Genomic DNA, 19008 nt, shown 5'->3' with positions numbered 1-19008 from the left:
GACATCATGAGCAGGCCCGCGCCCTCCTCCCCCCCGGACGCCCCGGCGGTGTCGGTGAGCGTGGTCATTCCCTGCTTCAATTCGTCCGCATTCCTCGCGCAGACCGTACAGAGCGTCCTCGCGCAGACGCTTCGCGACTTCGAGATCGTGTTCGTGGACGACGGCAGCAGCGACGATACGCGGGAAGTGATCCGGCGCCTGGTGGACGCAAGCGCGGAGCGCCGCCTGCGGCTCGTTTGCCAGGCGAACGCCGGGGTGGCGGCCGCGCGCAATCGCGGGATCGGCGCTGCGCTCGGGCGGTACATCCTCCCGCTCGATGCAGACGACCTGATCGCCCCGACGATGCTGGAGGAATGCGCGGCGATCCTCGATGCGGAGCCCGACATTGCCCTGGTGTACCCGGATCGGCAGGATTTCGGGGACATCGAGCGCGTGTGGGCCGCTGGGAGCTATGACCTGCAGCATCTCAAGTATTTCAATCAGTTCGCGTACTGCGCCCTGTTCCGGAAGGCGATGTGGGCCGACCTGGGGGGATACCGCGCCAACGTGAGCGGCTTCGACGACTGGGACTTCTGGCTCGCCGCGGCCGCCCGGGGCTACGGCGGCAGGCACGTGGCGAAACCGTTTCTCAAGCACCGCCGGCACCGTCAATCCCACCTCTGGCGGATACTCGACCAGTACGAGCGGCTCCATGCGCAGATCATGCTGAACAACCGGGACGTCTATTCCGGATCCGAAGTGGCGACGGCGGAGCGGTTTCTCGCCACGGGCGAGATCCAGCCGCTGCTTCGCTCGGCGAAGCTCGTTTTCCTGGGCCGTTACTATGCCGGCTACGACGTGACGGAAAAGTGAAGGCGATGCGGATACTTGTCACCGGCTCGAGCGGGCAGATCGGAACCAACCTGGCGCTGCGATGCGTTGAAAGGGGCCACGAGGTGACCGGCGTCGATTGCCGTGCAAACGGCTGGACGAACGCGTTCCGGTGCGAGCTTCGCGACTTGGAAAAGCCGGTCGGCGGCATGGATCCGGCGGCGGACTTCGCCGGCTTCGGGCAAGAGCGACCGGACATCGTCGTGCATCTGGCGGCTCACGCGAAGGTGCATGAACTGGTGCAGGACCCGCGCCGGGCGCTCGCCAACGTGTCGATGGCGCACCTCGTCCTCGAGTACTGCCGCCGCCTTTCCGTTCCCATCGTCTTCGCAAGCAGCCGCGAGGTGTACGGCGACCTGCACTGCTCCAGCGCGCGTGAAAGCGATGCCGACTTCAGCGGCGCCGCAAGCGCCTATGCAGCCGGCAAGATTGCCGTCGAGTCGATGGTCTACGCCTATTCGCGCTGCTACGGTCTCCCATATCTCGTTTTCCGGCTAAGCAACGTGTACGGGCGCTTCGACAACGACCTCGACCGGATGGAGCGGGTCGTTCCGCTGTTCATCCGCAGGATCGCCGACGACCAATCGATCACCGTTTTCGGAGCCGGGAAGGTGCTCGATTTCACCCATGTGGACGACTGCATAGACGGAATCGTAAGCGGGATCGAGCGCCTGGGTGACGGGCGCGTCCGGAACCAGACGATCAATCTTGCGTCCGGGGAGGGTCATTCGTTGCTGCAACTGGCCGCCTGGGTCGGCGACTGCCTAGGAAAGCAACCGAGAATCGTCCTTGCGCAGCCGCAGGCCGGCGAGGTCATCCGCTACGTGGCCAATCTCGAAAAAGCGCGCGCCCTGCTGGACTTCGCGCCCAAGATCGCATTGCGCGACGGCGTGTCTCGCGCGGTGGCGTGGGGGCAGGCGCTCGCGCACCCGGCACCCCGTCGAGCCCCGGACCGGCCGGGTATCATCGGCCGGTGACAAGCAGCCCGGCGCGCCTTCGCCGCCTCCTCTACGCCGGCGCGTTCCTGCGCGCCCTTGCCATCGGGATGATGGCGGTGCTCATCGGGCTTTACTGCGCGAAGCTCGGATTTTCGGCGACGCAGATCGGCATCGTGCTGTCAGCGGCGCTGTGGGGGGCCGCGACAGCCACGCTACTCACGATGCTCGCCGGCAGCCGCTACTCGGAGCGAAGCCTGCTCGTGGCGCTCTCCGGCCTTCCGGTTCTGGGCTGCGCCCTGCTCCTCGCGACCGACGCCTTTCCCGTGATTGTCGCCGCCGCGTTCGTGGGCATGTTCAACGTGAACGGCCGCGACCGGGGCGCCATTCCCATCCTCGAGCAGGCGATGTTTCCCGCGACCACGACCGACGGCGACCGCACGCGCGTCTTCGCCTGGTACAACGTGCTGCTCGACGCCGGCTATGCCGTCGGCGGGCTCCTGGCCGGCCTGCCCACTTTGCTCGAGCACGCGTCGGGAATCGGGACGCTCGCCGGCATGAAGCTCACGCTCGGCCTCTTCTGCGCGCTCTATGTCGCTTCGGCGATCCTGTATTCGCGCCTTCCGCCGCGCGTGGGCCATGCGGCAACCTCGAGGCTGAGGGACCTTTCGCCGGAAAGCCGGCCGATCGTCGCCAAGATCTCCGCGCTTTTCTTCGTCGATGCCCTCGGCGGAGGGTTCATCGGCTCCGCGATCTTCGCCTACTGGTTTTCCGAGCGGTTCGGCGCCTCCGCCGCCACGGTCGCGATCCTTTTCAGCGCCGGGCGCCTGCTGTCGGCCGCCTCGCACATCGCGGCGGCGTGGCTCGCGAAGCGCATCGGGCTCATCAACACGATGGTCTTCACGCATATGCCCTCGAGCCTGCTCCTCTTCACCATCGTCGTGGCCGACGACTTCGGGTGGGCCGCCTTCTTCTTCCTGCTGCGCGAGTCGCTCAACGAGATGGACGTCCCCACCCGCCAGTCGTACGTGATGGCGGTGGTGAAGCCCGCGGAGAGGCTTGCGGCGGCGGGGATCACCAACCTCGTGTGCTCCTGCGGCTGGGCGCTCGGGCCGATGCTGGCGGGCGTCCTCATGCAGACCGCCGGGCTGGGCGTGCCTCTGGTGGTCGCTGGGATCGCGAAGGTCGGCTACGACCTCGCCCTGTGGCGCGAATTCCGGCGCGTGAAGCCGCCGGAGGAGCAGTAGGGCTGCCTCAGGCCTTGCGCGCCCTTTTCGCGCCCGCCGGGCGGATGCCGCGTCGCTCCAGCGAATCGCGCAGGAGGTATTCGATCTGCGCGTTCACGCTGCGCAGCTCCGACTGGGCGAGGCGCTCGATTCCGGCCCAGAGTTCCGGGTCGATGCGCAGCAGGAACGCCTTCTTGTCGGGGCTCGCCATCGCCGGCTAGGGACGCGCCTTTCCTGACCCGTCGCCCGGCGGCGCCCGGCGGCGGTACCGCGAAAGCCCCGCGAAGGCCAACCCCCCCAGGGCCAGTCCCGTCGCACCCGCCCACGGTCCCAAGGCAAGGGGGGAAATCGCCTCGCTGCCCACCGCCAGCGCGAGGAGCCCGAACGAGGCGCCGCCCGCGGTGAGCGTCCAACCCATCCAGCGCCCCAGGCCCGCACCATCCGGATAGCGCTCCGGATGCGCGCGGTAGTTCGAGATGAGGCGAAGCATGCCTTGCACGCCGATGAGCCAGGCGAGCGCAAGAAGCAGGATCGAGGCGAGCGAGAGTCCCACGACGCCGGCATGGACGGGATTCATCGCGCGCCTACTGGTAGAGAGTGCCCGTGTTCACGATGGGCTGGGTGTCGCGCTCCGAGCAGAGCACGACCATGAGGTTGGAGACCATCGCGGCGCGCCGCTCGTCGTCCAGCTCGACCACGTTCTTTTCCGAAAGGCTCTTCAGCGCCATCTCGACCATCGAAACCGCGCCGATGACGATCTTGGAGCGCGCGGCGATCACCGCCTCGGCCTGCTGGCGGCGCAGCATCGCGCCCGCGATCTCCGCCGCGTAGGCGAGGTGCGTGAGCTTCGCCTCCTCGATCTTCACGCCCGTGAGCTGCACGCGCGCCTGCAACTCGTCGCGCAAGTCGCCCGCCACCGTGTCGGCCCCGGCGCGCAGCGTCACCTCGTGCGCGCCGTGCTCCTCGCCCTCGTCGTAGTTGTAGCGCGTGGCCACGTGCCGCAGCGCCGATTCGCTCTGCACCTTCACGAAATGCTCGAAGTCGTCCACGTCGAAGAGCGCCTGCGCGGTGTCTTCCACCCGCCACACCACGACCGCCCCGATCTCGACCGGGTTGCCGCGCTTGTCGTTCACCTTGAGCGTGTCCACGTTGTGATTGCGCGCGCGCACGCTCAACTTCTTGCGGATGAGCCAGGGCCATGTCCAGCGAAGACCGGCGTTGCGTTCGGTGCCGGAATAGTCCCCGAAGAGGGTGAGCACGACCGCCTCGTTGGGCTGGAGCATGAAGAAGCCGCCGGCAATGAAGGCGATGGCGAGCCCCAGGGGCACGGCCAGGGCCGGCGATCGCACGCCCGCGATGGCCGTGACCAGCAGCGCCACGAATCCGAACAGCACCATGAGCATGAAGATGCCGTTGAAGGTGGTGGCGGGCTTCTCGAAGTTGCCTGGCTTGCGATACTCGTTCATCGGGCACCTCCCGGCGGGGGCTATTGAAGTGATATCATACTGATACAAACCGGGCGCGTCGTCAAGCGCGCTAGAATCGGGGCATGCATCCTCCTCTCATACGCGATTCGGCCATCCAGCTCGACGCCCAGGCGCGCGCCCAGGTGGCGGTATGCGGCTCCCATGGCGGCCTCTACCCGGCGTGGCTTGCCGCGCGGGCCGGCGTTCGCGCCGTGGTCTTCAACGACGCCGGCATCGGCCGCAGCGCCTCGGGCGTGGGCGGCGTCTACTGGCTGGGCGGCCTGGGCATCGCTGCCTGCGCCGTCGATTTCCAGAGCGCGCGCATCGCGGATGGCGCCGACACGATGGCCAACGGCGTGTTATCCACCGTGAACGACGCGGCGGCGGCGCTGGGTTGCCGTCCCGGCCAGCCGGTGCGCGAAGCGGTGGCCCACCTCGCCCACGCGCATGCCCCGCAGGTGCTTACGATCCCCGACATCGGCGAGACACGCGTTTCCATCCCCAACGTGGGCCACCGCCCGGCCTGGGCGCTCGATTCCGTCGCCCTCCTGGAACCCCGGGACGCCCGCGCCATCGTGGTCAGCGGCTCGCACGGCGGGCTTCCGGGCGGCGAGCCCGATGCCATCCTCGCGATTGATGTGTTCGCGGCCTTCTTCAACGACGCGGGCGGCGGCAAGGATGGCGCGGGCTTCGCGCGGCTGCCAACGCTGGACCCGCGGGGCATTGCGGCCGCCACGGTCTGGAGCGGGAGCGCGCGTATCGGCGACGGGCGCTCGACCTACGAGGACGGCGTGCTCTCGCGCGTGAACGAGACCGCCGCGCGGCTGGGCGTCACCGAGGGCATGACCGCCAGGGAAGCCGTCGCGCGCCTGCTCGGCCTCGGCTGAAAAAGGGGACAGACTCCCTTTTCGGAAAAGGGGTCTGTCCCCATTTTCTTAACCCAGCGCGGCGATCACTGCGTCGGTGACTTCCGTCGTGCGGGCCGTGCCGCCGATGTCGCGGGGAAGCGCCTTGCCGTCGCGGCACACGCGCTCGATCGCCGCCATGATCGCGTCGGCCGCTGGCTTTTCCCCCAGGTGCTCGAGCATCATCGCCACCGTCCAGAAGGTGGCGATGGGATTGGCCACGCCCTTGCCGGTGATGTCGAAGGCCGAGCCGTGGATGGGCTCGAACATCGACGGGAAGACGCGCTCGGGGTTGAGGTTGGCCGTCGGCGCGATGCCAAGGCTACCCGCGAGGGCGCCGGCGAGGTCGGAGAGGATGTCGGCGTGCAGGTTGGTCGCCACGATCGTGTCGAGCGAGCGCGGGTCCTGGACCATCACCGTGGTCGCCGCATCCACGAGGAGCTTGCGCACGGCGACGTCGGGAAATTCCTTCGCCACCTCGCGCGCGATCTCGTCCCACAGCACCATGCCGTGGCGCTGGGCGTTGGACTTGGTGATGACGGTGAGGTGCTTGCGGGGCCGCGATTGCGCCAGCCTGAACGCGAAGCGCATCACGCGCTCCACGCCCACGCGCGTGAAGACCGAGGTTTCCATCGCCACCTCGATCGGCAGGCCCGGATGCACGCGCCCGCCGGCGCCGGAGTACTCGCCTTCGGTGTTCTCGCGCACGATCACCCAGTCGATGTCGCCGGGCCCGCGGTTGGCCAGCGGGCTCGCAATGCCCGGGAAGATTCGCGTGGGCCGCACGTTGGCGTACTGGTCGAATCCCTGGCAGATCTTGAGCCTGAGGCCCCACAGCGTGAGGTGGTCCGGGAGCTCCGGGTCGCCCACTGCGCCGAAGAGGATGGCGGAATAGGGCTTGAGCGTCTCGTTGCCGTCCGGCGGCATCATCTCGCCGTGAGCGCGGTAGTAGTCCGAACCCCACGGGAAGTGCGTCGCCTCGCAATGAAAACCGCCCGCCTTCTTCTCCACCGCCGCGAGAAGCCGCAGGCCCTCGGGCACCACTTCCTTGCCGATGCCGTCCCCGGGGACGACCGCGATCCGGTATTGGCGCATCAGTCGCCCGCCTTGATCTTGTTGTCCTTGATCACCTTGGCCCAGCGGTCGATCTCGGACTTCAGGAAGCGGTCGAGCTCCGCCGGTTCGCCGCCGATGATGTCCATGCCTTGCGCCGTCAGCTTGTCGGCCACGGCGGGAACCTTGAGTGCCTTGGCGAGCTCGTCGTGCATGCGCTTCACGATCGCAGGCGGCGTGCCGGCGGGCGCGATCACGCCCCACCAGGCCAGAGCCGAGAACCCGGGCACGCCCTGATCGGCGATCGGTGCGACGCCGGGCATCTGCGCGGAGGCTTTCGCCGACGTCACGCCCAGCGCCTTGAGCTTGCCTCCCTTCACGTGCGGATTCACGAGGAACACCGTGCCGATCGCCAGGGGCACCTGCCCGCCGACGGCATCCGTCATGAGAGGGCCGCCCCCGCGATAGGGGATGTGATTGAATTCCAGGCCGAGCTGGTTTCCGACCTGCGTCATCGCGAGGTGACCGAGGCTGCCCGAGCCTATGGAGCCATAGGCGACGCTTCCCGGCTTCGCCTTGGCCGCGGCAAGGACATCCCGGAAATCCTTGTAGGGCTGTCCCACATGGGCCACGATCGCCATGGGAGAGGTGCCCACGAGCATCACCGAGGCGAGGTCCTTCGTGGTGCTGAAAGACATGTTGGGGATGAGCGATGGGTTCACGCCATGCGTGTCGAACACCACGCCAAAGGTGTAGCCGTCCGGCGGCGATTGCGCGACGGCCGCCGCTCCGATGGAGCCGGATGCGCCCCCCTTGTTCTCGACGATGAACTGCTGTCCGAGCTGCGTGGTGAGTTGGGCGGCGAAGATGCGCGACACCTGGTCCACCGAGCCGCCCGGCGGAAAGACGGCGATGATCTTGACCGTCTTCGCGGGCCAGGCCTGGGCAAGCGCGAAAGGCGGGAAAACGGCGACGAGGGAACCCGCGACGAACGCGGTCAGGCTGCGAAGAATGCGCATGGAATGCCTCTTTTCTTGATGAACCGAAAACAATATCAGAACGCGGGCCGCGTCCGGTTCAGGTAACCGGCGCGAAGGACTGCCCCCCGCCATAGCTCGCGAGTTCCGCGAGCTTGCCGCCCTTCGAGACCTTCACCGCGCAGTACTTGAGCTCCGCGATCTTGCCGAACGGATCCAGCGCCGGGTTCGTGAGCAGGTTTGCCGCCGCCTCGTAGAAGGCGAACGGGATGAAGACACTGCCGCGCGGCGTGCCGTCGTCGGCGCGCGCGGAAAGTGAAATCTCGCCGCGGCGCGAGGCCACGGTGATCACGTCGCCGGGAAGCGCGTCCAGCGCATCGAGGTCCAGCGGATGCATCGACACCACCGCCCGTGGTTCGATCGCGTCGAGCACCGACGCGCGGCGCGTCATCGAGCCCGTGTGCCAGTGCTCGAGCTGCCGGCCGGTGATGAGCACGAAGGGATACTCGGCATCGGGCCGCTCGTTGGCCGGGATGATGTCCGCCGGGACGAACTTCGCCTTTCCATCGCCGGTCGGGAACTTGTCGGTGAAGACGACGGATTGCCCCGGATCGCTCTCGGTGCGGCACGGATAGGTGACGCTCGAATTCGCCTCGAGCCGCTCCCACGAGATGCCGCCGATCGAGTTCATGGCGCCGCGCATCTCCTCGAACACCTGCGCCACGCCGCTCTCCGGACCCTCGTAGTTCCACGGCAGGCCCAGGCGGTTGGCGATCTGTTGCGTGATCCACAGGTCCTGGCGCGCTTCCCCCGGCATGTCGAGCGCGCGGCGCCCCATCTGCACGATGCGGTCGGTGTTGGTGACGGTGCCCGTCTTCTCCGGCCACGCCGAAGCCGGCAACACGACGTCGGCGAGGTAGGCGGTTTCGGTCAGGAAGATGTCCTGCACCACGAGGTGCTCGAGCTTCGCGAGGCCCTCGCGCGCATGGTGCGCGTTCGGATCCGACATCGCCGGGTTCTCGCCCATCACGTACATGCCGCGGATCTTCCCTTCGCACGCGGCGTCGATGATCTCGACCACCGTGAGTCCCGGCTTCGAATCGAGCTTCTGCCCCCAGTACTTCTCGAAGCGCGCGTTGACTTCCGGGTTGTCCACGCGCTGGTAGTCCGGGAACATCATCGGGATGAGCCCCGCGTCTGAGGCGCCCTGCACGTTGTTCTGGCCGCGCAGCGGATGCAGCCCCGTGCCGGGACGCCCGATCTGGCCCGTCATGAGGGCGAGCGCGATGAGGCAGCGCGCGTTGTCGGTGCCGTGCACGTGCTGCGAAATGCCCATGCCCCAGAGGATCATCGAGCCCTTCGAGGTCGCGTACGCCCTCGCCACCTCGCGGATCGTCCCTGCCTCGATCCCGCACAGCGGCGCCATCGCCTCGGGGCTGAAGCCCTTCGCATTCTCCTTGAGCGCCTCGAAGCCCGTGGTGCGGGTGCGGATGAATTCCGGGTCGGTGAGGTTCTCCTCGAGGATCGTGAAGATCATCGCGTTGAGGAGCGCGACATCCATGTCCGGCTTGAACTGCAGCACGCGCCACGCGTGACGCGCGATGTCGGTGCGCCGCGGATCGGCGAGGACGAGCCTCGCGCCGCGCTGCACCGCGTTCTTGATCCACGTGGCCGCGACCGGGTGGTTCGAGGTTGGGTTGGAGCCGATGAGGAAGATGAAGTCGGCCTTGGCGACGTCGGAGACCTGGTTGGAGACCGCACCAGAGCCGATGCCTTCCAGCAACGCCGCCACCGACGAGGCGTGGCACAGGCGCGTGCAGTGGTCCACGTTGTTCGAGCCGAAGCCCGTGCGCACCAGCTTCTGGAAGAGATAGGCTTCCTCGTTGGAGCCCTTGGCGCTTCCGAAGCCCGCCAGTGCCTTTCCCCCGTGCTGGTCGCGCACCTTCTTCAATCCGCCCGCTGCGAGATCGAGCGCCTCTTCCCATGTCGCCTCGCGGAACACCTCGCTCCAGCGCGTGGGATCGACGGTGAACCCGGCGTGCTTGGGCGCATCGGGCCTGCGGATGAGCGGCTTCGTGAGACGGTGTGGGTGATGCACGTAATCGAAGCCGTAGCGGCCCTTCACGCACAGGCGGCCGTGGTTCGCGGGGCCGTCGATGCCGTCCACGCGCACGATCTCGTTGTCCTTCACGTGGTAGGTCAGCCGGCAGCCCACGCCGCAGAACGGGCAGACCGAATCGACGGTCCTGTCGGCCTTCACGAGGTAGGCGTTCTTCGCCGGCGCCAGCGCGCCCGTGGGGCAGGCCTGCACGCACTCGCCGCATGCGACACAGGTGGAGTCGCCCATCGGGTCGTCGAAGTCGAAGACGATCTTCGCTTCCGACCCTCGCCACGCGTAGCCGATCACGTCGTTCACCTGCTCCTCGCGGCAGGCGCGCACGCATCTCGTGCACTGGATGCAGGCGTCGAGGTTCACCGACATCGCGGGGTGCGAGGGGTCGCCGGCAGGTTGGTGGCGGGCTTCGAAGCGAGGCTTGCCCACGCCCAGTTTCCCGCTCCAGTACCGCAACTCGTTGTTGCCGGGCTTCAGGTCCGCCGCGGGCGCGTCGCTCTCCAGGAGCTCGAGCACCATCCTCTGCGAGTGCACGGCGCGTTCCGAGACGCTCGAGACATCCATGCCCTTGGACGGGTTGCGGCAGCACGACGGCGCCAGCACGCGCTCGCCCTTGATCTCCACCATGCAGGCGCGGCAGTTGCCGTCGGGGCGGTAGCCTTCCTTGTAGCAAAGGTGCGGGATGTCCACGCCATGGCGCTTCGCGGCCTGGATGATCGTCTCGCCTTCGATCGCGGAGATCGTCTCGCCGTTCAGCTTGAAGTCGATCGTCTCGGCCATCGCAACCGGCTCGTTCATCGCGTTCATTTGGCGGTACCCCTTTGGAACACGGATGAACACGGATGCACACGGATAACAGCGAATGGAATCCTGCATTCACGGTGGCGCAATTCGCCATCGCGACCGACATGATCGGAATCAACTCCAATCAATCCGTGTTCATCCGTGTTCATCCGTGTCCCCGTCTTTGGCCCATTGCGTGCGCCGGCGCGTCAAATTTCGTCCGGGAAGTGCTTGATCACGCATCGAATGGGGTTGGGCGCCGCCTGCCCCAGCCCGCAGATGGAGGCGTCGGCCATCGCCTGCGAGAGTTCCTCCAGGAGCGCGGCATTCCACTTCGGCGCCTGCATGAGCTTCGCGGCCTTCGCGGTACCCACGCGGCACGGGGTGCACTGGCCGCAGGACTCGTCCTCGAAGAAACGCATCATGTTGAGCGCAGCGTCGCGCGCCTTGTCCTGGTTCGAGAGCACGATCACCGCCGCCGAGCCGATGAAGCACCCGTGCGGCTGCAACGTGTCGAAGTCGAGGGGAATGTCGCCCATCGAGGCCGGCAGGATCCCGCCCGAGGCGCCACCGGGGAGATACGCGTGGAACTCGTGGCCGTCGAGCATGCCGCCGCAGAATTCCGTGATGAGTTCCTTCACGGTGATACCCGCCGGCGCCACGTGCACGCCCGGCTTCTTCACGCGGCCGGACACCGAGAACGAGCGCAGCCCCTTGCGGCCGTTTCGCCCCTGGGAGGCGAACCACCCGGCGCCCTTCTCCAGGATCTCGCGCACCCAGAAGAGCGTCTCGAAGTTGTGCTCGAGCGTCGGGCGGCCGAAGACGCCCACCTGCGCGACGTACGGGGGGCGAAGGCGCGGCATGCCGCGCTTGCCCTCGATCGACTCGATCATCGCGGATTCCTCGCCGCAGATGTAGGCGCCCGCGCCGCGGCGAAGGTGGATCTGCGGCAGCGGTCCCGGCGGGTCGGCCTTGAGCGCCGCGATTTCGCGCTCGAGCGCCTCGCGGCAGCCGTGGTATTCGTCGCGCAGGTAGATCCAGATCTTCTCCACGCCCACCGCCCAGGCGGCGACGAGCATGCCCTCGAGGAAGCGGTGCGGGTCACGTTCGAGGTAGTACCGATCCTTGAAGGTGCCCGGCTCGCCCTCGTCGATGTTGACGGCCATGTAGCGCGGGCCCGCTTCGGCGCGGACGATGCGCCACTTGCGGCCGGTGGGGAAGCCGGCGCCGCCCAGGCCACGAAGCCCGGCGTCCTCCATGGTCTTGAGGACGCTCTCGAGGTCGCGCTTGCCGCCCACGCAATCGGCCCACAGCGCATAGCCGCCCTTCTGCCGGTATTCCGCGTACGGGATATGGGAGGTTCTCGGGGCCTTCGCGTTGCCCTCCTTCACGGCGTTGGCGACCTTTTCCACCGTCGCATTCCCGAAGGCGTTCTGGCCGACGCAGACCGCCGGCGCCTGCTCGCAGCGCCCGATGCACGGCGCGGAGACGACCCGGACATTCTGACCCAGCGTGATCTTGAGGCGATCGAGGAGGCCCTGCGCCCCGGCCATCTGACAGGAGAGCGTGTCGCACACCCGCACCGTGAGCTTCTGCGGCGCCGCCTCGCCCTCCTTCACGACATCGAAGTGGTGGTAGAACGTGGCCACCTCGAACACTTCCGTCTGCGAGAGCTTCATCAGTTCCGCCAGCGCGGCCAGGTGCGCGGCCGAGAGGCTCCCGAAGCGGTCCTGCACCTTGTGCAGGTTCTCGATGAGGAATTCGCGTTCGAGGGGTGCGGCGCCCAGGAGCGAGGCAATCTCCCCGCGGGCAACGGCCTCGACGGCGCGGCCCTTCGGCGTGGGACGGGCCTTGCGGATCTTCGAAAGCGGAATGGCGACGCGGTCGCTCATGGCGTGCTCTTGGTTGTCTACACGGGACCGGCTTGGCTGGCAGTCCGGGGGGCGGCACCCTCGCGTCGGGGCAAGGGCTGGGGATTCAGGTGACTAGACTACCGAAATCGCACCTAAATTGGGCTTGACCCGAGTCAAGCGCGTCCCGAGGAGGCGCGAGCCCGATTTGAGGCGCAAGGGCCCCGCTGCGCCAAGTTGGCCGATTTGCCCGGAGAACCGGCACGGTTTGGTCGGAAGGCGCGCCTTGGGCATGTTCGCCTCAGGTATTGAATCCGATACGACGCTTGGGCTGCGCCTTTCGTTCCCGGTCATCGGCGATCAATTGCCTGATGGCGTTGAAGACAGCCGCGAACTGTTCGTCGTACTTCCGCTCCATCGCCTCGATCTTGCGCGCGAGGTCCCGATTGGAGTCCATGAGGCGGCGCAACTGGACGAAGGTGCGCATGATCGCGATATTTACCTCCGCCGCGTTCGGCGAGCGCAGGACGCTCGACAGCATCGCGATGCCTTGCTCCGTGAAGGCATAGGGGAGGTACTTGACGTTCCGACCCCGTTTCAAGGTCACGGATTGTGACCTTGAACGCAGGATCGCATTCGCCTCCCCGGTCGTGAGCTGGAACATGAAATCCTCCGGGAATCGCTCGATGTTGCGCTTCACGGCCTGATTCAGCGCCTTGACGGGCACTGCGTAGAGCGCGGCGAGATGCTCGCTCAACAGCACCTTCTCCCCTCTCAGGAAGAGGATGAGGGATGCGACGTTCTCGGGCGTGGCGGCAGTGGGTGACACGGCAGACGAGCCCGTCCCGTGATGGACCGGGCGATCATTCTGACGAGCTGGTTGGCCGCTTCCTTCCCGAAATCCCGATCAACCCGGCCGGGATTTTGCAATTCGGCATTGGTCGTGGCCCTGCGAGGCGGGTGGCGATTGCGGGCAGCTTGGGCTTGACCCGAGCCAAGCACAAGGACTCACGCCCACCGGGCCGCCGGGAACTCCAGGGCCTGCCCGCTGGCCGCGTGCTTCATGAACGCCCCTTCGCGCGTCGTGCTGCAGGCCCACGTCTGCTGGCGCAGGGGCTCGGCGATCGACAGGGCTTCCGGTTCGAGCACCGCGCCGCAGATGCCTTGCTCCGCGCGCGCCGAGGCGTAGCGAATCCACTTCACGGCCCGATCGCGAGCCTCGCGCGCGAGCATCCGGCACCCCGCGTAGTCGCTCTTGTGGCTCCAGGTCCTGGCCGAGGCGCTCCAGGGCTGCGCAGTCAGGTCCGCGCAACGGCCTCGCACCCCCGCCATGAACAACGTGTGCCCGGTGTACAGCGTGCGTCCCTGGAGCCCTTCGCTGTCCTGCAGGAAGCGCCACTTCCAGTAGGCCACTTCCGCGCAGGCCGTCTCGATCTCCTCCGCCCCATACCAGACGCCGGGATCGGTTACGCCCCGGAAGCGCGACGCGATCGGCGAACGGTAGCGAAACGGGGTGAAGAGCAGGAAATGCAAGCCCTGCGCGCCAGCCGGCACGGGCGGCTTGCTGGCCTCGATCAGGGATTCGAGCATTTCCTGCTCGGCGAGACCGTCCACGAGGCGCATCGTGGCGACAACATGCTGCGCCTCCACGCCGCGCCAGAGGGCCGCTTGCCTGGAACGCACCCCGCGCTCGAACCACGTGGCCTTCCAGGCCGGCTTCACGCAGGCGCCCGCATGGCGTCCAGGTACACGACCACCGCGGCCAGCCCCTCCGCGCGCTCGATGAGGGCCACGGGCTTGCCGTTCAGAAAGCGGTTGTGGCTCGTCATCCACGCGCGCCGCGCCGCCTCGTCCGAGCCCACGAGTGCATCGAGGGACCGGTAGGCGCGGATCAGCAGGAGCGCGAGTTCCCCTTCCTTGCTGCTCGGGTCGATGGTGCGCAGGCCCGTCGAGAGGCGGGAAACGCCCGCCTCGCTCACGCCCAGGGTGCGCGCCAGAACCGCGTTGGTCAGGGCGAGGAGCCCGCCGGCACGCAGGACCGCCTTCGTGAGCACGGCATCCGCGGCGGGCTCGCGGCGGGGGCGGGTACGACGTACGGGAGAGGGGGAAGCGGGCATCGGGCGTCCTTTCATCTGCAATATTACACGCCAACTCTTTCATGTGCAACGCCGCCGACCCGAAGCGCCAGCCCTTCGAGGCCGTTGCCAGGCCGTGCATGGCCCGGGGACGCCGGGGTTGGTCGACTTCACCGGGACTCCGGGTGTCGCAAATCGATTGCGCTCGCGTACATTACCGTGGTAATTTACCCCATGGCCATCGCACACTCCAAGCTCACCCGGCAGGGACAGATTTCTGTTCCCGCCGAGGTCCGGCGCAAGCTGGGCGTCGGCCCGGGCTCGGTGATCGAATGGGTCGAAGAAGAGGGGCGAGTCGTGGTTCGCCACGCAGGGCGGTATTCCTCCGACGACATTCACAAGGCCCTGTTCCCCGGCGGACCCCCCGCGCAGGCCTCGGTCGAAGACATGAAGGCGGGCATCGCCAAGCACATCCGGAAGCGCCATGCGCGCGGTCGATACTAACGTCCTTGTCCGGCTTATCGTCCGGGATAACGCCAGGCAAGCGATGGCGGCAGAGTCGTTCGTTATCGATGGGGCATGGGTCTCCGTCCTTGCACTCGCGGGGGCGACCTGGGTCTTGTCCTCCGTATACGAACTCGATTCGCGCCGGATCGCCGGCGCCATCGAGATGCTTTTGGAACACAAGCAGCTCACGCTCCAGGACCCCGAAGTCGTGGCATCCGCGCTCGCGCGCTTCCGCGCCAAGCCGGCGCTCGGATTTTCCGATTGCCTGATGCTCGAGTTGGCCGTCAAGGCGGGGCACGTTCCTCTCGGGACCTTCGACAGGAACCTGGCCAAACTCGACGGCGCGACCCGCCTCTGACCAGAAACGGTGGGGCCCACGTAGAATCCGCGGCTTTGCCCGCGCATGCTCGTCCTCTTCGTATGGTTCATCTTCCTCGCGCCCGTCTTCGCCCCACTTCGCGGAACCTCACGCGGACGGCACTTCGTTCCTGCCGCCGTCTATCCGTTACCCTTCGCGCCCTCGCGGCCAAGGCGGCCGTGACCCTTCTTCGGGCGCTATTGGATGCGATCGAGCGATACGGCAAGCCTTGGTCGATTCGCACCAACAACGAGAGCGTATTCACGGCAAGGCTCCTTCGCTTCGCACTCCGGGTTCTCGGTATCCGGCATGAACACGCCGATCCGCACTGTCCGTGGCTGAACGGGCGCATCGAGTGGAGTTGACCCGGTTCCGCGGACGGTCTGCCGCTTGGATTTCAAGCGGGTTCAAGCGCTGCATTTCGGGCTTTCAGGGACGTCTGTGCGGCGTGATTGCTCTCGAACGTGGCCGGCGATACCCGGCCGAGCGCGGAGTGTCGCCGCCGCGGGTTGTACCAGCCCTCGATGTAGCTGAAGAGGGCCAGCCGGGCCTGCGACTTGGTCTCGAAGCTTTTCCTGTCGAGCAGTTCGCACTCGAGGCTGGCGAAGAAACTTTCAGCCATCGCGTTGTCGTAGGCGTCGCCGACGCTGCCCATCGATGGCCGCACGCCGAGCATGCGGCAACGCTGACCGAAGGCAAGGCTCGTGTACAGTGCGGAAGCGACTCCTGGCGGCGCTTCTGTGGTGCCAATCACCTCGAGCCCAGCATGAGCCGCAAAGGCAACTGCTGGGACAATGCCGTCGCAGAGTCCGTCTTCAACAGTTTGAAGAAGGAGCTAATCAAGAAGCACATTTACAAGAATCGTGAACTCGCTATCGCCGATTTAGTCGACTATATCGAGGCCTTCTACAATAAGACCCGCCGTCAAAGCCACCTAGGCGGCTTGAGCCCGGAGTAGTTCGAGGTGGCACACAACGCCAGAAGGAAGGGTGTCCACTGAATCCTGGTAACTCCAGAAAGCTACGACAAGATTTCCGACAAAATCAAGGGCAACGCGCTGACCGTTGGCACCCGCTTCACGTTCTGAGGTGGACCCTCAGCGTTTCCAGGCACAACGTCCTCCGACATGACGCCCACTCCCCAAACCTACCCGTCACCTAAGTCCGGGTCCAGCCCGCGCTGGCGTCGGGCACTCCGCCATCCGCTCGCGCGGATGCTCGCCGCATCGCTGGCAATGTTTCTGGCGCTGGCGCTGAGCTTCGCTCTGTTGGAAGCCTTGCTGCCCAAGGACAGGCTCGTCGGTTGGCCGAACTTGGTGGCGGCGCTCGCTTGTGCGATGGGCTACTGGGCCTATGCGAACCGGGTCGAGCGGCGTGAAGTCAACGAACTTGGCGGCTCGGGCGCGCTGGCCGAATGGACGCGCGGTGCCGGGCTCGGCGTGGTGCTGGGGCTGCTCACCCTTGCGCCACTGGGTGGGCTCGGTGTATACCGCATCGAGGGCTACGGCGACGCCTTCCCGCTCCTCAAGCAGATCCCCGAGATGCTTCTGGTCTCGGTGTTCGAGGAATTGTTGATCCGCGGCGTAATCTTCCGCATTGCCGAGCATGCCTGGGGCAGCTGGCGTGCGCTGATGCTCTCGACCCTGGTTTTCGTGGTCGCCCACCTGCCAGGCGATATCAGCGTGATGGGCGTGCTGGTGACAGCAGCGGCTTCACTCGCCTTCACGGCTGCCTATCAACTCAGCCAGCGCCTGTGGCTGCCCATCGGCATGCACTTCGCCTGGAACTACCTGTTCTCGGCCGTGTTCTCGGTGCCAGTTTCAGGCCATGCCGCCGAGGGCTGGCTGCACGGCGCGATGAGCGGCCCCGCGTGGCTGAGCGGTGGAGCGTACGGGGTGGAGGCCTCAGCTTCGGCGCTGCTGGTGTGGTCACTAGCGAGCGCACTATTGCTGCACCGCGCGCACGTTCGAGGCCGATTCATACCGCGTCCAAATCGCGGCAGTTGAGCTGGCTTGAACAACATGGGACTCGGGGAAGGATAGGAAAGTATCGCCGCGGCGCTTCCGATGTTGGTGCCGAAACTGTAGAAACCCCGATTGCTGTAGTTCGCCAGTCCCTTGCCGGCAGCGTTGTCATCGCCTATCGAGGTACCAAAGTAATCGGCGTAACTTGCAAAGGACGGCTTGGTGTAGCCGTCATATTTGAGTTGCGCCTTCTTGATCTTGGGAACGCTTCCGACGGGCAATGGTTTTACGAAGCCCTCTTCCAGCTGGAACTGGTCGCTTCTTAGCGTCCGCTGCCGAAGATATCTCTCGAAAAAGCTATCGTGCCCGACAAGGCAGCCCACGCTCGGAACACAACCTCTTCCGGAGTGGATGTCATTTCGCGTGTGTTGGGGCTGCGCCATGTCTTGGATCAGGTGCACCGCATCGCCCAGCGCCCTGAACGTGGTCGCCCAATAGGCCTTTCTGAGATCGGCCGGTTGCGTGATGCTTTCCACGGCGGTCACCGGCGCTCCACTTCCGTCGCGAAGCGTGAGCGCGCGCCACATGGCCTCGCGTGCATCGGAGATCTTGAAATGATTCTTCCGGACGCCAGAGGTGCTCAGCACCGTGGCGTCGGACTGAAGCGCCCAGTCCGGGGCTCTCGACCCGATGTTCACGCCGACGAAGGTCAGCCCGCGATTGTTCCGGGGATCGAAGAAGTGGCCGAAGACCCGATCGAAGACACCATCGGGCTCGTCCCCTATCGGCGCGGGCGCCTCCAAAGTGTTGTCGTCCTCACGAATCGCCCCGCGCATGAACCAGCCCGTGATCGTAAACTGGTCGGGAATGGTGAGTTCAGTAATGGCTTTCCTCGACAGTTGTTCAATCATTTCAGCTTCGATTGAGAGGCTGTTGCGTGCCCGAACGTCGGCGCCCAAGTCGATGTATCGAGTTCCAAGGCCGGGATAGCGACCCGTAAAGTTCTGCGTAAAGTCGAATAGCCCGAGTCGCATCAGCAAAGTGCTCGCATTGGGATCGCGCGTGAAACGCGAACTCGCAATCGCCTCTGACGTCATCGCAGCGTGCGTGCGTTGATCGAACCCCCATGCGCCCCCACCCGCCGTAAATAATGCAATGCAAGATCCTATCAGCACGAGTATTTTCATGTCTTCGGTCTCATCGAGTCACGGAGAAACGTCACTGGGAAAGCTGTTCGGTGGAGCGCATGACACTTACTTGATTGTTTCCACTGTCGGCGCAGGCTTTGCGGGAGCGACTTCTGGACGCGACTCGAGCCTTTGAATCATTCTCCTGGTCACCTGAATGGTCTTTTCATCCGCCCCCAGTTGAATGAACTCCGCCAGCTCTATCTTGAGGAACTCGACCCCCGCCGCCGCATCCTGCTTCGTCTCGGCGTGATTGCAGAACACGTCCCCCGATCCGAAGCGAAATTCCGGCTTGGCGGGGTTTTGCAGAATCAAGGGAAGATCGCGCCCCGTGTAGGCCTCGCGCCCCTGCTTCTTTCTCACCTCCGGCGAGGGCACTACGGGCCTGTCACTGTAGTAACCAGGCTTGATCGCGTTCACGGAAAGCGGGCTGTCGCCGTCCAGCTTCTCCACCGGGAAGTGGAATGTCCCGTCCTTTCCCGTGTACATCCCACGCGTCTTCACGCACCAGATGGCCATGGCCGCCGGTCCGACGATGCTCTTGTAGTACAGCGCGACCACGTAGGCGCCCTCGATCGGCTGCTTCGTCGTGGTGTCATATACCGTTCCGGTGAGTTCGAAATCGGGTTTGCCGAAGGAAAGCGGTGATCCCCCGCTGGCTCTCGCATCGCCGGCAAGGGCAATTGAGGCGGCCAGCAGGACGGCCAGGCAGGACAAGACTCTGTGCAGCTTCATGATCT

The 19008-nt window shown here is 66.1% G+C and carries 20 protein-coding genes and 2 pseudogenes; 10 read left to right on the top strand and 12 right to left on the bottom strand.

Going from position 1 to position 19008, the window contains the following annotated elements; translation table 11 throughout:
• Positions 1 to 6 precede the first annotated feature (6 nt).
• From IPP91_12725 to IPP91_12715, 3 genes are read left to right on the top strand one after another with little or no spacing between them, the layout of a single operon-like run.
• Positions 7 to 852 (top strand): glycosyltransferase, encoded by an 846-nt coding sequence (locus IPP91_12725; protein MBL0142930.1) that lies wholly within the window; start codon positions 7 to 9, stop codon positions 850 to 852.
• Between the two features lie 5 nt (positions 853 to 857).
• Complete coding sequence (locus IPP91_12720; GenBank protein MBL0142929.1) at positions 858 to 1847, top strand: NAD-dependent epimerase/dehydratase family protein; 990 nt, start codon at positions 858 to 860, stop codon at positions 1845 to 1847.
• Positions 1844 to 3052 carry an MFS transporter gene (locus IPP91_12715; GenBank protein ID MBL0142928.1) on the top strand — a complete coding sequence of 403 codons (1209 nt, stop codon included), beginning with the start codon at positions 1844 to 1846 and terminating at the stop codon, positions 3050 to 3052. The genes IPP91_12720 and IPP91_12715 overlap by 4 nt, the downstream gene beginning before the upstream one ends.
• 7 nt (positions 3053 to 3059) lie before the next feature.
• Here IPP91_12715 and IPP91_12710 read toward each other — a convergent pair whose 3' ends face one another.
• Genes IPP91_12710 through IPP91_12700 form a run of 3 tightly spaced genes read right to left on the bottom strand, consistent with a single transcriptional unit; the run spans position 3060 to position 4497 of the window.
• On the bottom strand, positions 3060 to 3242 hold the full coding sequence (locus tag IPP91_12710; GenBank protein MBL0142927.1) for a hypothetical protein: 183 nt from the start codon (positions 3240 to 3242) through the stop codon (positions 3060 to 3062).
• A gap of 6 nt (positions 3243 to 3248) precedes the next feature.
• The gene (locus IPP91_12705; protein MBL0142926.1) at positions 3249 to 3608 is read right to left on the bottom strand and encodes a hypothetical protein; all 360 of its coding nucleotides are present in this window, start codon (positions 3606 to 3608) and stop codon (positions 3249 to 3251) included.
• A gap of 7 nt (positions 3609 to 3615) precedes the next feature.
• Complete coding sequence (locus IPP91_12700) at positions 3616 to 4497, bottom strand: SPFH domain-containing protein (protein ID MBL0142925.1); 882 nt, start codon at positions 4495 to 4497, stop codon at positions 3616 to 3618.
• An 83-nt stretch (positions 4498 to 4580) separates the two neighbouring features.
• Here IPP91_12700 and IPP91_12695 point away from each other — a divergent pair, with 83 nt between their 5' ends.
• A complete protein-coding gene (locus IPP91_12695; GenBank protein MBL0142924.1) occupies positions 4581 to 5384 on the top strand; it encodes a hypothetical protein in 804 nt (267 codons plus the stop codon).
• A gap of 48 nt (positions 5385 to 5432) precedes the next feature.
• Here IPP91_12695 and IPP91_12690 read toward each other — a convergent pair whose 3' ends face one another.
• From IPP91_12690 to IPP91_12660, 7 genes are all read right to left on the bottom strand, one after another.
• Positions 5433 to 6497, bottom strand: a complete 1065-nt coding sequence (locus IPP91_12690) for a tartrate dehydrogenase (GenBank protein ID MBL0142923.1) — start codon at positions 6495 to 6497, stop codon at positions 5433 to 5435.
• The gene (locus IPP91_12685; GenBank protein MBL0142922.1) at positions 6497 to 7474 is read right to left on the bottom strand and encodes a tripartite tricarboxylate transporter substrate binding protein; all 978 of its coding nucleotides are present in this window, start codon (positions 7472 to 7474) and stop codon (positions 6497 to 6499) included. The genes IPP91_12690 and IPP91_12685 overlap by 1 nt, the downstream gene beginning before the upstream one ends.
• Positions 7475 to 7532: 58 nt before the next feature.
• Complete coding sequence (gene fdhF / locus IPP91_12680) at positions 7533 to 10352, bottom strand: formate dehydrogenase subunit alpha (GenBank protein MBL0142921.1); 2820 nt, start codon at positions 10350 to 10352, stop codon at positions 7533 to 7535.
• A 185-nt stretch (positions 10353 to 10537) separates the two neighbouring features.
• Positions 10538 to 12220, bottom strand: coding sequence for an NAD(P)H-dependent oxidoreductase subunit E (locus tag IPP91_12675; GenBank protein MBL0142920.1), 1683 nt, complete (start codon positions 12218 to 12220; stop codon positions 10538 to 10540).
• Positions 12221 to 12479: 259 nt separating this feature from the next.
• Positions 12480 to 13007 carry an ORF6N domain-containing protein gene (locus IPP91_12670; GenBank protein MBL0142919.1) on the bottom strand — a complete coding sequence of 176 codons (528 nt, stop codon included), beginning with the start codon at positions 13005 to 13007 and terminating at the stop codon, positions 12480 to 12482.
• Between the two features lie 179 nt (positions 13008 to 13186).
• A complete protein-coding gene (locus tag IPP91_12665; GenBank protein MBL0142918.1) occupies positions 13187 to 13900 on the bottom strand; it encodes an RES family NAD+ phosphorylase in 714 nt (237 codons plus the stop codon).
• Positions 13897 to 14295, bottom strand: coding sequence for a DUF2384 domain-containing protein (locus tag IPP91_12660; protein ID MBL0142917.1), 399 nt, complete (start codon positions 14293 to 14295; stop codon positions 13897 to 13899). Before IPP91_12660 ends, IPP91_12665 begins: the two co-directional genes overlap by 4 nt.
• Positions 14296 to 14487: 192 nt before the next feature.
• Between IPP91_12660 and IPP91_12655 the strand changes: the two genes are divergently transcribed.
• Both IPP91_12655 and IPP91_12650 read left to right on the top strand, forming a co-directional pair.
• A complete protein-coding gene (locus tag IPP91_12655; GenBank protein ID MBL0142916.1) occupies positions 14488 to 14757 on the top strand; it encodes an AbrB/MazE/SpoVT family DNA-binding domain-containing protein in 270 nt (89 codons plus the stop codon).
• Entirely contained in the window at positions 14738 to 15118 is a 381-nt protein-coding gene (locus IPP91_12650) for a PIN domain-containing protein (GenBank protein ID MBL0142915.1), read from the top strand. The genes IPP91_12655 and IPP91_12650 overlap by 20 nt, the downstream gene beginning before the upstream one ends.
• Before the next feature lie 484 nt (positions 15119 to 15602).
• Here the strand turns inward: IPP91_12650 and IPP91_12645 are convergent.
• Positions 15603 to 15827, bottom strand: a pseudogene (locus IPP91_12645) (transposase).
• On the opposite strand from IPP91_12645, the pseudogene IPP91_12640 reads away from it, so the two are divergent.
• From IPP91_12640 to IPP91_12625, 4 genes and pseudogenes are all read left to right on the top strand, one after another.
• A pseudogene (locus tag IPP91_12640) lies at positions 15828 to 16076 on the top strand (IS3 family transposase). It abuts the pseudogene before it with no gap.
• A 255-nt stretch (positions 16077 to 16331) separates the two neighbouring features.
• Positions 16332 to 17123, top strand: a complete 792-nt coding sequence (locus IPP91_12635) for a CPBP family intramembrane metalloprotease (protein MBL0142914.1) — start codon at positions 16332 to 16334, stop codon at positions 17121 to 17123.
• Positions 17120 to 17407 carry a hypothetical protein gene (locus IPP91_12630; protein ID MBL0142913.1) on the top strand — a complete coding sequence of 96 codons (288 nt, stop codon included), beginning with the start codon at positions 17120 to 17122 and terminating at the stop codon, positions 17405 to 17407. Before IPP91_12635 ends, IPP91_12630 begins: the two co-directional genes overlap by 4 nt.
• A 36-nt stretch (positions 17408 to 17443) precedes the next feature.
• Positions 17444 to 18007 (top strand): hypothetical protein, encoded by a 564-nt coding sequence (locus IPP91_12625; GenBank protein MBL0142912.1) that lies wholly within the window; start codon positions 17444 to 17446, stop codon positions 18005 to 18007.
• Positions 18008 to 18334: 327 nt separating this feature from the next.
• Here the strand turns inward: IPP91_12625 and IPP91_12620 are convergent, their stop codons facing one another.
• Positions 18335 to 19003: a hypothetical protein gene (locus tag IPP91_12620; GenBank protein MBL0142911.1), complete on the bottom strand. Its 669-nt coding sequence runs from the start codon at positions 19001 to 19003 to the stop codon at positions 18335 to 18337.
• Positions 19004 to 19008 lie beyond the last annotated feature (5 nt).

The organism is Betaproteobacteria bacterium (assembly GCA_016720855.1).
In the GTDB taxonomy this organism is placed as follows: domain Bacteria; phylum Pseudomonadota; class Gammaproteobacteria; order Burkholderiales; family Usitatibacteraceae; genus FEB-7.
Note: the sequence above shows the minus strand (reverse complement) of the source record. Positions and strands in the feature narration are given on the sequence as shown.